The sequence below is a fragment of the Streptomyces sp. NBC_00775 genome (genome assembly GCF_036347135.1).
In the GTDB taxonomy this organism is placed as follows: domain Bacteria; phylum Actinomycetota; class Actinomycetes; order Streptomycetales; family Streptomycetaceae; genus Streptomyces; species Streptomyces lutosisoli.
Window position 1 is genome coordinate 3,988,264 of the sequence record NZ_CP108938.1, and the last position, 12,853, is coordinate 4,001,116.

The 12,853-nt window shown below is 69.4% G+C and carries 14 protein-coding genes; 9 read left to right on the plus strand and 5 right to left on the minus strand.

The features are described from left to right. The first annotated feature begins 6 nt into the window (after positions 1-6). Together OIC96_RS17635 and OIC96_RS17640 are read left to right on the plus strand one after the other, a co-directional pair. The gene (locus OIC96_RS17635) at positions 7-1,443 is read left to right on the plus strand and encodes an aldehyde dehydrogenase family protein (protein WP_330306910.1); all 1,437 of its coding nucleotides are present in this window, start codon (positions 7-9) and stop codon (positions 1,441-1,443) included. Further along, positions 1,436-2,326: an aldehyde dehydrogenase family protein gene (locus tag OIC96_RS17640; protein WP_330306909.1), complete on the plus strand. Its 891-nt coding sequence runs from the start codon at positions 1,436-1,438 to the stop codon at positions 2,324-2,326. The genes OIC96_RS17635 and OIC96_RS17640 overlap by 8 nt, the downstream gene beginning before the upstream one ends. 102 nt (positions 2,327-2,428) lie before the next feature. On the opposite strand, the gene OIC96_RS17645 is transcribed toward OIC96_RS17640, so the two are convergent. Then, positions 2,429-2,836 carry a hypothetical protein gene (locus OIC96_RS17645; protein WP_330306908.1) on the minus strand — a complete coding sequence of 136 codons (408 nt, stop codon included), beginning with the start codon at positions 2,834-2,836 and terminating at the stop codon, positions 2,429-2,431. A gap of 248 nt (positions 2,837-3,084) precedes the next feature. Between OIC96_RS17645 and OIC96_RS17650 the strand changes: the two genes are divergently transcribed. Next, complete coding sequence (locus OIC96_RS17650; RefSeq protein WP_330306907.1) at positions 3,085-3,723, plus strand: uridine kinase family protein; 639 nt, start codon at positions 3,085-3,087, stop codon at positions 3,721-3,723. Positions 3,724-3,912: 189 nt separating this feature from the next. Here OIC96_RS17650 and OIC96_RS17655 read toward each other — a convergent pair whose 3' ends face one another. Beyond that, the gene (locus OIC96_RS17655) at positions 3,913-4,674 is read right to left on the minus strand and encodes a SigE family RNA polymerase sigma factor (protein ID WP_330306906.1); all 762 of its coding nucleotides are present in this window, start codon (positions 4,672-4,674) and stop codon (positions 3,913-3,915) included. A gap of 327 nt (positions 4,675-5,001) precedes the next feature. Between OIC96_RS17655 and afsQ1 the strand changes: the two genes are divergently transcribed. The 5 genes from afsQ1 to OIC96_RS17680 all read left to right on the plus strand — a co-directional run bounded on the left by afsQ1 (position 5,002) and on the right by OIC96_RS17680 (position 9,103). Further along, positions 5,002-5,679 (plus strand): two-component system response regulator AfsQ1, encoded by a 678-nt coding sequence (gene afsQ1 / locus OIC96_RS17660; protein ID WP_099505496.1) that lies wholly within the window; start codon positions 5,002-5,004, stop codon positions 5,677-5,679. After that, positions 5,676-7,259, plus strand: a complete 1,584-nt coding sequence (locus tag OIC96_RS17665; RefSeq protein WP_330306905.1) for a HAMP domain-containing sensor histidine kinase — start codon at positions 5,676-5,678, stop codon at positions 7,257-7,259. The genes afsQ1 and OIC96_RS17665 overlap by 4 nt, the downstream gene beginning before the upstream one ends. After that, positions 7,256-7,897, plus strand: coding sequence for a hypothetical protein (locus OIC96_RS17670; protein WP_330306904.1), 642 nt, complete (start codon positions 7,256-7,258; stop codon positions 7,895-7,897). Before OIC96_RS17665 ends, OIC96_RS17670 begins: the two co-directional genes overlap by 4 nt. A gap of 261 nt (positions 7,898-8,158) precedes the next feature. Then, a complete protein-coding gene (locus tag OIC96_RS17675) occupies positions 8,159-8,710 on the plus strand; it encodes a VanZ family protein (protein ID WP_327431203.1) in 552 nt (183 codons plus the stop codon). Between the two features lie 192 nt (positions 8,711-8,902). Then, positions 8,903-9,103 (plus strand): PspC domain-containing protein, encoded by a 201-nt coding sequence (locus OIC96_RS17680; protein ID WP_327431204.1) that lies wholly within the window; start codon positions 8,903-8,905, stop codon positions 9,101-9,103. Between the two features lie 83 nt (positions 9,104-9,186). On the opposite strand, the gene OIC96_RS17685 is transcribed toward OIC96_RS17680, so the two are convergent. Next, positions 9,187-9,540, minus strand: a complete 354-nt coding sequence (locus OIC96_RS17685) for an ATP-binding protein (RefSeq protein ID WP_330306903.1) — start codon at positions 9,538-9,540, stop codon at positions 9,187-9,189. Between the two features lie 142 nt (positions 9,541-9,682). Beyond that, entirely contained in the window at positions 9,683-10,870 is a 1,188-nt protein-coding gene (locus tag OIC96_RS17690; protein WP_330306902.1) for an adenosine deaminase, read from the minus strand. Between the two features lie 113 nt (positions 10,871-10,983). Between OIC96_RS17690 and OIC96_RS17695 the strand changes: the two genes are divergently transcribed. Beyond that, positions 10,984-11,745 carry an alpha/beta hydrolase family protein gene (locus tag OIC96_RS17695; protein ID WP_330306901.1) on the plus strand — a complete coding sequence of 254 codons (762 nt, stop codon included), beginning with the start codon at positions 10,984-10,986 and terminating at the stop codon, positions 11,743-11,745. 99 nt (positions 11,746-11,844) lie between these two features. Here OIC96_RS17695 and OIC96_RS17700 read toward each other — a convergent pair whose 3' ends face one another. Continuing rightward, on the minus strand, positions 11,845-12,798 hold the full coding sequence (locus OIC96_RS17700; protein ID WP_330306900.1) for a LysR family transcriptional regulator: 954 nt from the start codon (positions 12,796-12,798) through the stop codon (positions 11,845-11,847). Positions 12,799-12,853 lie beyond the last annotated feature (55 nt).

Consider the following 12,853-nt stretch of genomic DNA (forward strand, 5'->3'; position numbering starts at 1 on the left):
TCCATCATGGCTTCCGCATTTGAGTACGCACCGGCGCCCGAGTCCCGCTCCGTCGTCGACATCGCCCCCTCCTACGGGCTCTTCATCGACGGCGAGTTCACCGAGGCCGCCGACGGCAAGGTCTTCAAGACCGTCTCCCCCTCCACCGAAGAGGTCCTCTCCGAGGTCGCCCAGGCGGGCGCCGAGGACGTCGACCGCGCCGTCAAGGCCGCCCGCAAGGCCTTCGAGAAGTGGTCGGCGCTGCCCGGCTCCGAGCGCGCCAAGTACCTGTTCCGCATCGCCCGGATCATCCAGGAGCGCTCCCGCGAGCTCGCCGTCCTGGAGACCCTGGACAACGGCAAGCCCATCAAGGAGACGAGGGACGCCGACCTCCCCCTCGTAGCCGCGCACTTCTTCTACTACGCGGGCTGGGCCGACAAGCTCGGCCACGCCGGCTTCGGTGCCGACCCGCGGCCCCTCGGCGTCGCGGGCCAGGTCATCCCCTGGAACTTCCCCCTGCTGATGCTGGCGTGGAAGATCGCCCCGGCCCTGGCCACCGGCAACACGGTCGTCCTCAAGCCCGCCGAGACGACCCCCCTCTCCGCCCTGTTCTTCGCGGACATCTGCCGCCAGGCCGGCCTCCCCAAGGGCGTCGTCAACATCCTTCCGGGATACGGCGACACGGGCGCCGCGCTCGTCGAGCACCCCGACGTCAACAAGGTCGCCTTCACCGGCTCCACGGCCGTCGGCAAGGCGATCGCCCGCCAGGTGGCCGGCACCAACAAGAAGGTCACCCTCGAACTCGGCGGCAAGGGCGCGAACATCGTCTTCGACGACGCCCCGATCGACCAGGCGGTGGAGGGGATCGTCACCGGCATCTTCTTCAACCAGGGCCAGGTCTGCTGCGCGGGCAGCCGCCTCCTCGTGCAGGAGTCGATCCAGGACGAGTTGCTGGACTCGCTCAAGCGGCGGCTCTCGACCCTCCGCCTCGGCGACCCGCTCGACAAGAACACGGACATCGGCGCGATCAACTCCGCCGAGCAGCTGTCCCGTATCACCTCGCTCGTCGAGGCGGGCGAGGCCGAGGGCGCCGAGCGCTGGTCCCCGGCCTGCGAACTCCCCTCCTCCGGCTACTGGTTCGCCCCGACGCTCTTCACGAACGTCACCCAGGCACACACCATCGCCCGCGACGAGATCTTCGGCCCGGTGCTGTCCGTCCTCAGCTTCCGTACGCCGGACGAGGCGGTCGCCAAGGCCAACAACAGCCAGTACGGCCTCTCGGCGGGCATCTGGACCGAGAAGGGCTCCCGGATCCTGGCCGTCGCGAGCAAGCTCCGCGCGGGCGTCATCTGGTCCAACACGTTCAACAAGTTCGACCCGACCTCGCCGTTCGGCGGTTACAAGGAGTCGGGCTTCGGCCGCGAGGGCGGTCGCCACGGCCTGGAGGCGTACCTCGATGTCTGAGCAGAATCGTCTGAGCGTCTTCAAGACCTACAAGCTGTACGTCGGGGGCAAGTTCCCCCGCAGCGAGAGCGGCCGGGTGTACGAGGTGACGGACTCCAAGGGCAAGTGGCTGGCGAACGCGCCCCTCTCCTCCCGCAAGGACGCCCGTGACGCGGTCGTCGCCGCCCGCAAGGCGTTCGGCGGCTGGTCCGGCGCGACGGCGTACAACCGCGGCCAGATCCTCTACCGCGTCGCCGAGATGCTGGAGGGCCGCAAGGACCAGTTCGTACGGGAGGTCGCGGACGCGGAGGGCCTGTCGAAGTCGAAGGCGGCGGCCGTCGTCGACGCCGCGATCGACCGCTGGGTCTGGTACGCGGGCTGGACCGACAAGATCGCCCAGGTGGTCGGTGGCGGCAACCCGGTCGCGGGCCCGTTCTTCAACCTGTCCTCCCCGGAGCCGACGGGCGTCGTCACCGTCCTCGCCCCCCAGGAGTCGTCGTTCCTGGGTCTGGTCTCGGTGATCGCCCCCGTGATCGCCACAGGCAACACGGTGATCGTGATCGCGAGCGAGAAGTCCCCGCTCCCGGCGCTCTCCCTCGGTGAGGTGCTGGCGACCTCCGACCTGCCCGGTGGAGTCGTCAACGTCCTCTCGGGCAAGACCGCCGAGATCGCGGCACCCCTCGCCGCACACCAGGACGTCAACGCGATCGATCTCGCCGGCGCCGACGACGTACTGGCGAAGGAGCTGGAGATCGCGGCGGCCGACAACCTGAAGCGCGTTCTCCGTCCACAGCCTGTGGATTATTCGGAAACCCCCGGCATCGAGCGCCTCACGGCCTTCCTCGAGACGAAGACGGTCTGGCACCCGACAGGTTCCCTGGGCGCTTCCGGGTCGTCCTACTGAGGTTTCGGGGCCCCGATCAGTGTCCCCGGGGCCCCGTTCACGGGAGAGCCGCGCTTCCCCTCCGTCCAGGGGGAGCGCGGCTCTCTCATGTCACCGCCCGGTTCAGTGCAGCAGCCCCGCCGCCTGCCCCAGCACCGGGATGCTGCCCACCGACGGCGCCTGCGCCAGCGGACCCGTCAGCGCCTGCGAGGTGAGCGGCTTGAAGTCGGCGAGCTGGGTGCCGACGCCGTTGTCGAGCGGGTCGACCCCGGTGCCCGCCAGCGGATTGGGTTTGAGGGCCTCGATAGGCCCGGTGACATAACCCACCGTGCCGGTGAGGGCCTGGAGCCCCGCCTGCGGGTCGATGTTGCCCAGCGAGGTGGGCCGGGTGCGCATGACGTCCACGACGGGGTCCGTGTCCGCGACGGCCGGTGCGGCCGCGGCCGCACCGGCAGCGACCACACCGACCGCGGCGGCGATACGCGCGGTCGTGCGGGCCATGGTGGTCAGCTGGGCTGCGTGTCGCGCCATCAGGTTTTCCTCTTCGGGGTCTTCGGGTCTTCGGGGTCTTCAGGGGTCTTCGTGGCCTTCGGGGAGCCGAGAGCAACTGGAGTGACACGCAGAGTAGTTGAAGCGGCCCGACTTCAGGGCCGTTCGGGCGGCGGATTCGCCTGTGCGGGTCAACAGACATATCAGCGCCAGTCCCAGGGGAGGGGATAATGTCCTGGACGCGTCCGATGCGTGGCGAAACCAGGTCGATTCACAGAAGGTACAGAGAATTGGGTTCCCATCCCCCGATACCCACCCGCGTGGTGCTGCTCTGCGGCCCCTCCGGCTCTGGAAAGTCCCTTCTCGCGGCCGATTCCGGGCTGCCCGTGCTCCGCCTCGACGACTTCTACAAGGAGGGCACGGACCCGACACTGCCGCAGGTGGAGGGCAGCGCGGACATCGACTGGGACCACCCGCTGTCCTGGGACGCCGACACGGCGGTCGCCGCGATCGAGGAGCTGTGCCGTACGGGGCGAACGACCATCCCCGTGTACGACATCTCGCTGAGCGCCCGTACCGGCACGGAGTCGCTGCGCATCGAGCGGACCCCGCTGTTCATCGCGGAGGGCATCTTCGCCGCCGAGATCGTCGAGCGCTGCCGCGAGTTGGGGGTGCTGGCCGACGCGCTGTGCCTGTCACGCGGCCCGGTCACCACCTTCCGCCGCCGCTTCCTGCGGGATCTGAAGGAGGGCCGCAAGTCGGTGCCCTTCCTGCTGCGGCGCGGCTGGCGACTGATGCGCGCCGAGCGCTCCATCGTGGCCCGTCAGGCCGCCCTGGGCGCCCACCCCTGCGACAAGGACGAGGCCCTGGGCCGCCTGACCGCGGCGGCCGCCGGACGCCGCGCGGCTCCGCGCACCACGGCGGCGTAACCGGGTAAGCGAACAACGAGAAAGGTCCAGGCAGACCCCCCGTCCGCCTGGACCTCGCTCGTTTCCCCCGTGCTCCCCCGAAGTCCCCCGTGACCCCGTTGGTTCCCCCCGGTACTGCTCCCCCGTACTAGCTGTACTGCCGGTACTGCCTGTACTGCATTCCCCTTGTTTCCCCGTTCCCCCAGACCTTCAGGCGACAAGCTCCCCGAAGGACTCCTCCTCGTCACGGCCGAAGCTGAGGACCTCGTCCTCGCGCATCCGGCGCAACGACCGCCAGATGCTCGACTTCACCGTGCCGACACTGATGTCGAGGATCTCCGCGATCTCCGGGTCGGTGCGGCCCTCGTAGTAACGGAGGACCAGCATCGTGCGCTGGAGTTCGGGCAGCCGGGCCAGCGCCTGCCACAGCACGGCGCGCAGCTCGGTGCCGCGCATCGCGTCCGTGTCACCGGCGGTCTCCGGCAGTTCCTCGGTCGGGTACTCGTTCAGCTTGCGGCGGCGCCACGCGCTGATGTGCAGATTGGTCATGGTGCGGCGGAGGTAGCCCCCGACCGCGGCCTTGTCGCTGATCCGGTCCCAGGCCTTGTACGTCGAGAACAGCGCGCTCTGCAGCAGGTCCTCGGCCTCGAAGCGGTCACCGGTCAGGTGGTAGGCGGTTGCGTACAGGGAGGCGCGGCGCTCCTGGACGTAGGCGGTGAACTCCGCCTCCGACACCGAGCGACGCTCCCCCGTGACCTCCCCGTACGCGGCTCCCCCGTGAGCCCGGTCCCCCGTACCGTTCTCCCCCGTGCGTGCGTCAACCACCGTCATGTACGCGGTGTGCTGACGCCCGGCGCCGCGAGCGCACCCCCGCCCGCTCACGGCACCGGACTTCTCCGTGCCCCGGGTGACGTCGTGGAGCCGCGTGACAACTGCAACTGCGCTAGTGCTGGTGCTGTGCAGCGTGTTCATCTCGCGCCCCCCGTCGTGGAGTCCCGGTTCTTCGGTTCGTACCGCTTGTTCCGCTTGTTGTTCTGTTTGTTCCGCGGTGCTTCCTTGCTTGTGTCGAAAAGCTTGCCCGGGCCACTTCATGGCCGTGTCCGCCGACTGTCACAGACCTGTCACAGCGCCCATCCGCAGGCGCGCCACAGCGCGATCACAGAGAAGAGCGGTACGACTACGCAGATGACCACTCGGGGGCCCACTTCCCCGCGGGAGAGGCCTTCCTTCTGTGCGGGAGATGGGTGGGAGCGCTCCAACGGTCGATACCCGGCCATGACATGGGCCAGAATGACGTCCGTGCCTTCCCTGTTGCTGATCGAGGACGACGACGCCATCCGGACGGCCCTGGAGCTCTCACTGACGCGCCAGGGACACCGCGTGGCCACCGCTGCCACCGGTGAGGACGGTCTGAAGCTGTTGCGCGAGCAGCGGCCCGATCTGATCGTCCTCGACGTGATGCTGCCCGGCATCGACGGATTCGAGGTGTGCCGGCGCATCCGGCGCACCGACCAGCTGCCGATCATTCTGCTGACCGCGCGCAGCGACGACATCGACGTCGTGGTCGGGCTTGAGTCCGGCGCCGACGACTATGTCGTCAAGCCCGTGCAGGGCCGGGTGCTCGACGCCCGGATCCGTGCCGTGCTGCGGCGTGGTGAGCGCGAGGCGAACGACTCGGCGACGTTCGGTTCGCTGGTCATCGACCGTGCCGCGATGACGGTCACCAAGAACGGCGAGGATCTGCAACTGACGCCCACCGAGCTGCGGTTGCTCCTGGAGCTGAGCCGCCGGCCCGGACAGGCGCTGTCCCGCCAGCAGTTGCTGCGTCTGGTGTGGGAGCACGACTACCTCGGCGACTCGCGTCTGGTGGACGCGTGTGTGCAGCGCCTGCGCGCGAAGGTCGAGGACGTGCCGTCCTCACCCACCCTGATCCGCACGGTGCGCGGCGTCGGCTACCGGCTGGACAATCCTCAGTGACCAAACCGCAGGACAAGCTCCGCGGCTGGGCCGCGGCGCGCAAGGCGATCCTGTCCGGTCTGCGCTTCACCAGCCTGCGACTGCGGCTGGTCGTGGTGTTCGGACTCGTCGCCCTCACGGCCGCCGTCTCGGCGTCGGGCATCGCGTACTGGCTCAACCGCGAGGCCGTGCTGACGCGTACGCAGGACGCGGTGCTGCGCGACTTCCAGCAGGAGATGCGCAACCACGCGAGCATGCTGCCGGAGAATCCCGCACAGGACGAACTCCAGCGCACGGCCGGTCAGATGGCCAACAGCAGCCAGCGCTTCAGCGTGCTCCTGGTCGCCCAGGACACCAACGGCAAGACCGTCGTCGGCAACTCCGCGCTGGACACCTTCACGCTGGAGGACGTACCCAAGTCCCTCCAGAAGGCGGTGAACAGAAAGCAGCCGCTCTCCTCGAACAACAAGTCGGCGTACCACCTGTACTGGCAGCGGATCACCGACCACGACAAGCCGTACCTGGTGGGCGGCGCGAAGGTGATCGGCGGCACGACGACCGGTTACATGCTCAAGTCCCTGGAGCCGGAGGCCAAAGACCTCAACTCCCTGGCCTGGTCACTCGGTATCGCGACCGGCCTCGCCCTGATCGGCTCGGCGCTGCTCGCGCAGGCCGCCGCGACCACGGTCCTCAAGCCGGTCCACCGCCTGGGCATCGCGGCCCGCCGCCTCGGCGAGGGCAAGCTGGACACCCGGCTGCGCGTGTCGGGTACGGACGAACTCGCCGACCTCTCCCGTACGTTCAACCACACGGCGGAAGCTCTCGAAAAACGCGTGGACGACATGAGCGCGAGGGACGAGGCGTCCCGTCGCTTCGTCGCCGACATGTCGCACGAACTCCGTACGCCACTGACCGCGATCACCGCCGTGACGGAGATCCTGGAAGAGGAACTGGACGCGGAGACCGGCAGCGTCGACCCGATGATCGAACCGGCCGTACGCCTGGTCGTCAGCGAGACCCGCCGCCTCAACGACCTGGTCGAGAACCTGATGGAGGTCACCCGCTTCGACGCGGGCACCGCCCGTCTCGTGCTCGACGACGTGGACATCGCCGACCAGATCACCGCGTGCATCGACGCACGCGCCTGGCTGGACGCGGTGGACCTGGACGCCGAGCGCGGCGTCATGGTGCGCCTCGACCCGCGCCGCCTCGACGTGATCCTCGCGAACCTGATCGGCAACGCGCTCAAGCACGGCGGTTCACCGGTACGGGTCTCGGTGCGCAAGGAGGCCGACGCCCTGGTCATCGAGGTCCAGGACCACGGTCCCGGCATCCCCGAGGACGTCCTCCCGCACGTCTTCGACCGCTTCTACAAGGCGAGCGCGTCCCGCCCCCGCTCCGAGGGCAGCGGCCTGGGCCTGTCCATCGCCCTGGAGAACGCGCACATCCACGGCGGCGAGATCACGGCGGCGAACACGCCGAAGGGGGGCGCGGTCTTCACGCTGCGGCTGCCTCAGGACGCGTCGGAACTGATCGCCGACGACGGGCGCGACGAGAACGGAAACGGGAACGGGAACTGCACGGGGGGCACCGCCGGATGACCATCGCACGACCTCTCCGTCCGCGGGGTGTACGGCCCTGGCTGGCCGTCCCGCTGGCCGTCCCGCTGCTCGCCGTACTGCTCGCGGGCTGCGGCATCCGTTCCACCCAGGTACCGACGGACTTCGGCCCGGCGCCCTCCCTCGTCCCCTGTGCCCTCTCCGGCCCTGACATCTCCACCCAGTCCTCCCGGGGCGTTCCCGTCCAGGTGTTCCTGCTGTGTTCCGGGCAGCTCGTGACCGTCGACCGCTCGGTGCGCATTCCGGACGGTACGGCGGAGGCGGCGCGGCGGGTTCTGGTGGCTCAGGGGCTTCTCGACGAGCTCGCCGAGACGCCCTCCGCTACGGAGCGGCAGGGTGGGTACACGACGAACGTGCGCGGCGGCATGACGGTCAGCGGGCCCAGCGACAAGGACCCCGAGGACACCCTCCGGCTGAGCACTCCGCCGGAGAACCTCACGTCCGCCGCCCTGGCCCAGATCATCTGCACCTTCTCCGACTCCGCCGCGGCCCGCGACGACGGCTCCGTCATCCTCGGCGGCCCCGCCCCGTCCCCCCTCCGCAGCTACGAGTGCACCCCCGAGGTCCGCTCCGCCCCCGCCACGAAGTCCCCACCGTCCACGTCGGTGAACGGCTCGTAGCCTTTTTCGCCCCCGCCGCCCCTACCCGTCCCATCCCGTTCCTGGGGCTCCGCCCCAGACCCCGGGGGTGGGTTCTTTGGCTGCGGGTGGGTGGGGGCTTGTCGCGCAGTTCCCCGCGCCCCTGAAGGCGCGGGGAACTGCGCAATCTTTTAGGGGGGTCTGGGGGCGCAGCCCCCAGGAACGGATGGGACGGGTAGGGGCGGCGGGGGCGAAAACCTCCCAGCCGGAACCGATCGTGCCGGAGCCCGCGTCTTGGGGGGCGTGCAGCGTCAAGGCTCAGACGGCGGCAGTGCCGTGACCCGCGTCCGTGTGGCAGGAGGTGTCCTCCTCGTCGCACACCTCGCGCTCGTCGCCTGGATCACACTGCGCCCCCTGGACGTCCCCTGGGTGAGCGCCGCCAACCTGCGGCCGTTCGCCGGCATCAGAGCCGACCTCGCGCTGGGCCCACAGGAGGCGGCCCGCCGCATCGCAGAGGGCCTGGGCCTCCTCGCCCCGCTGGGCGTCCTGCTCCCCATGGCGGGCGGCAAGCTCGCCGCCTCCCCCCTCGGCTCCCTCCTCCGCACGGTCGCCGCGGGCGCCCTGCTCTCACTGGGCATCGAGCTCCTGCAGACCGGCGTCCCCGGCCAGGTAGTGGACGTCGACTCACTGCTGCTCAACACGGTCGGCGTGGCCCTGGCACACCTGGCGATCGTGCCCGCCCTCAGGGCCGGGCTACGCCGCCGGGCCGAGACCCGACGCCGCGCGGCCCTCCCCCGGGAGGACGCGGCTCAGGGTCGGACCCCGACGATTCCCAGGGTCGGGATCGCACCGTAGAGCGACGCTTGGCCCACTTCGTCCCCGTAGCGTTGAAGACATCGAAGACGACATCGCAGACGGCACCGCAGACGACATCGACATCGGCGAAGACCGCGATGACGAACGCGCTGACGAACGCGATGAAGGCATCGATCAAGACGACTCAGCCGGACTCACCGGCCTTCAACCACGGTTCGCGAAGGAGCCACCATGACCGCCCTTGCCCGCCCCACCAACGGCCGCATGATCGGCGGAGTGTGCGCAGCGCTGGCACGGCGCTTCGGCACCTCCGCGACCACGATGCGCGTGATCTTCGTGATCTCCTGCCTGCTCCCTGGCCCGCAGTTCCTGCTGTACATAGCCCTGTGGATCCTGTTCCCGTCCGAGGACAAGGCCCGCACGGCCTGGTGAGGCACGGCTCCCGCGGCTGAACGCGCCGGTGGGGCGCATCCCAACCAGGGTGCGCCCCACCGGCGTTCGTACAGACGGCGGCCTCAGCCGAGCGGCAGCCCGTTCACCGGCAGACCGTGCGTCGGCAGCCCCTTCAGCGGCAGCCCGCCGAGCAGCCCGGCCACGGGCGCGGTCGGCCCGTCGGCGAGCACCTTCGCGGCGACCGGCTGGGCCGCGGCCACACCCGCGCCGAGCGCGCCCTGGCCCTGGGCGAGCGCCTCACCGGCACCCGGCAGCGCCTTGGCGACGTTCTCCGCCGGCAGCGTGTGGGTGACGGTGTCCAGCGCCGTGGCGGTGTCCGGTACAGCCGGCGCGGCGTTCGCGGCACCCGCGCCAACAGCGGCGAAGGCGGCACCGAGAGCGGCGACACCGAGAGTCTTGGCAGCAGACTGCTTCATTTTGAATGCGTCCTTGGATCCGTGAGACGGGGAGGTGAGCGGTCCAAAACCGTAAACATGCAAAGCCACCCTCCGCAAACATCAAAAAGCGGCCGAGTCATGGAGAATGAGTGAAGACCCGACCGCTTCCCGACCCCTCCGATCAGGCGTGATCCCCCACAGACCCGCTGGTGGAAGCGGTCTGCTGGAACAGCCATTCGGACTTCAGCTCGGCATATCCAGGCTTGATGACGTCATTGATCATCGCCAGTCGTTCATCGAAAGGAATGAATGCTGACTTCATAGCATTGACCGAGAACCACTGCATGTCGTCGAGCGTGTAATCGAATGCCTCGACAAGGTGCTCGAATTCGCGACTCATGCTGGTCCCCGACATGAGCCGATTATCCGTATTCACGGTCGCCCGGAAATGCAGCCGACGCAGCAGCCCGATGGGATGGGCGGCGTAGGAGTCGGCGGCGCCGGTCTGGAGGTTCGAGCTGGGGCACAGCTCCAGCGGGATGCGCTTGTCGCGCACGTACGAGGCGAGCCGGCCGAGCTTCACCGAGCCGTCCTCGAGGACCTGGATGTCGTCGATGATCCGCACGCCGTGGCCGAGCCGGTCGGCGCCGCACCACTGGAGCGCCTGCCAGATGGACGGCAGCCCGAAGGCCTCACCGGCGTGGATGGTGAAGTGGTTGTTCTCGCGCTTGAGGTACTCGAACGCGTCGAGGTGCCGGGTGGGCGGGAAGCCGGCCTCGGCACCGGCGATGTCGAAGCCGACGACGCCCAGGTCCCGGTACCGGTTGGCGAGTTCCGCGATCTCCAGGGCGCGCGCCGCGTGCCGCATGGCGGTGAGCAGCGCACCGATCCGGATCCGGTGGCCGCTCTCCCTGGCCCGCCGTTCCCCTTCCCTGAAGCCCTCGTTGACCGCCTCGACGACCTCTTCGAGGGTGAGCCCGGCTTCCAGGTGCTGCTCGGGGGCGTACCGGACCTCGGCGTAGACGACACCGTCCTCGGCGAGGTCCTCGGCGCACTCGGCGGCGACCCGGACGAGGGCTTCACGGGTCTGCATGACGGCACAGGTGTGGGCGAAGGTCTCCAGGTACCGCTCCAGGGAACCGGAGTCCGCGGCCTCACGGAACCAGATGCCGAGCTTGTCGGGATCGGTCTCGGGGAGGCTGGAGTTGGGGGCACCGCCCACGCCGTTAAGGCTGTGGGGGACCGTTTCCTGGGCGAGTTCGACGATCGTCCCGGGGCGCAGGCCCCCGTCGAGGTGATCGTGCAGCAGGACCTTGGGTGCCCGGCGGATCTGTTCCCAGCTCGGGGTGTTGGGGATCTGGCTCGTCATTTTCGCACTGTACGCCCTACGCGCGTAGATCTCCTGTTGGACGGATCCGTCGATATGTAACGGTGACCGTGCGGACGGGTGGCGTACACCGACGCTTCTGACACTGTTCTGTCATGGCACAGCAAGCGACGCCGGTTCGCAGGGCCCGGCTGGGGAGGGCGCTCGGCCCGGAGCCGACGACGGTCAACGGAGTGGTTCTGCTGCTCCCGGGCGGCGAGGAGACCTCGGCCCGAAGACCGTCCCCGATGATGGCAACCGCCTCCGTACGCGCGTTGGGACGCCGCCTCACCCGCACGGGACGCGCGGAAGGCCTGGTCACCCACGTGGTGCACTACCGGTTCCGGGGCTGGAACGGCAGCGAGGCGCATCTGGCGCGCGACGCGTCCTGGGCGGCCGACGAGGTCGTACGCCGCTATGGAGACGTTCCGGTATGCCTGGCCGGAGTGGACATGGGCGGCCGGGCGGCGCTGCGCGCGGGCGGTCACACGGCCGTCAACTCCGTACTGGCGCTGGCCCCTTGGCTGCCCGAGGAGGACATGGCGGCGCCACCCGAACCGGTGAAACAACTGGCGGGGCGAAGGGTGCTGATCGTGCACGGCACGAACGACGAGCGCACCGACCCGGAGTTGTCCTTCCGGCTCGCGGCGCGGGCGAAGAAAGCGAACCGGGACATCTGCCGGTTCGAGGTTCACTCCGACGGGCACGGGCTATATCAGCACCGGGGCGAAGTGCATGCGCTGGCGGAGGACTTCGTGATGGGCACGTTGTTCGGGCGCAACTTGTCGCGCCCTTTGGAGGATGCGTTGGCTGCGCCGCCGCCGTTGGGGCTGCGGATGCCGCTTGCTTCTGGGTTCGGGAAGGCTTTGCGTCGATAGGCCGTGTGTCGTCTGCGGGATGGCGGGGGCTTGTCGCGCCCACGCGGCGGAGCCGCACATGTCACAGCCCCGCGCCCCTGAGGGGCGCTCCTGGCGTCGTCAGTCCGGAAGCAGATGCCCCCTCCTGGACAGCAGGAACTTCTTGAAGGCGGCTACTGGCGGGGTGTCCGGGTGGCCGTCCAGCCAGGCCACGCCGATTTCACGTACCGCTCGTGGGGCGGTGACCGTGAGCTCGACAACTCCTGGGCGGGCGACGGCCGGTGGCGGGAGGAGGGCAACCCCCAGGCCCGCCGCCACAAGGCCTCGCAGGGTCTCGGCCTCTTCGCCCTCGAAAGCGATGCGGGGCTTGAAGCCTGCCTCCTGGCACAGGTCGTCGGTGATGCGGCGCATGCCGTAGCCGGGTTCCAGGGTCACGAAGGTCTCGTCGGCGGCTTCGGCCAGGCGGATGCGTTTGCGGGCGGCGAGGCGGTGGTCGGCCGGTACGACGAGGCGGAGTTTCTGCTCGTCGAGGCGGCGGCCCACCAGGTCGGGCGCGTCCGGCACGGGCGAGGTGAGGCACAGGTCCAACTCGCCCGAGCGGAGCCGCTCCAGCATCGCCTCGCCGTAGTTCTGGACGAGGCTGAAGCGGACCCGGGGGTGATCGGCGCGGAAGGCGCGGATCAGGCCGGGGACGGTCTCCGAACCCATGGTGTGCAGAAAGCCGAACGCGACCTTGCCGGTGGCCGGGTCGGCGTCGGCGCGTACCTCGTCGGCGGCACGCTCGATCTCGGCGAGGGCACGCTCGACGGAGGAGAGGAACGTCCGTCCCGCGGCCGTGAGCGAGACGGTCCGCCCTCTGCGCGCGAACAGGTCGACGCCCAGGTCCTGTTCGAGGCGGACCATGGCCCGCGACAGCGTGGACTGCGGGACCTGCATCTCCTGCGCGGCCCGGGTGACGTGCTCGGTGCGGGCGACGCCGGCGAAGTACGCGAGGCGCGGGGCGAGCACCGCGACAATGTCTTCTGTGTCACTGGACGGTGACAGGTGAGCTTCTGACCTCTGCTGATGCACCATGGGAACGATTATGGCGATTCCATGCATTGGACGGATGAGCGGTGGGGTCCTTAGG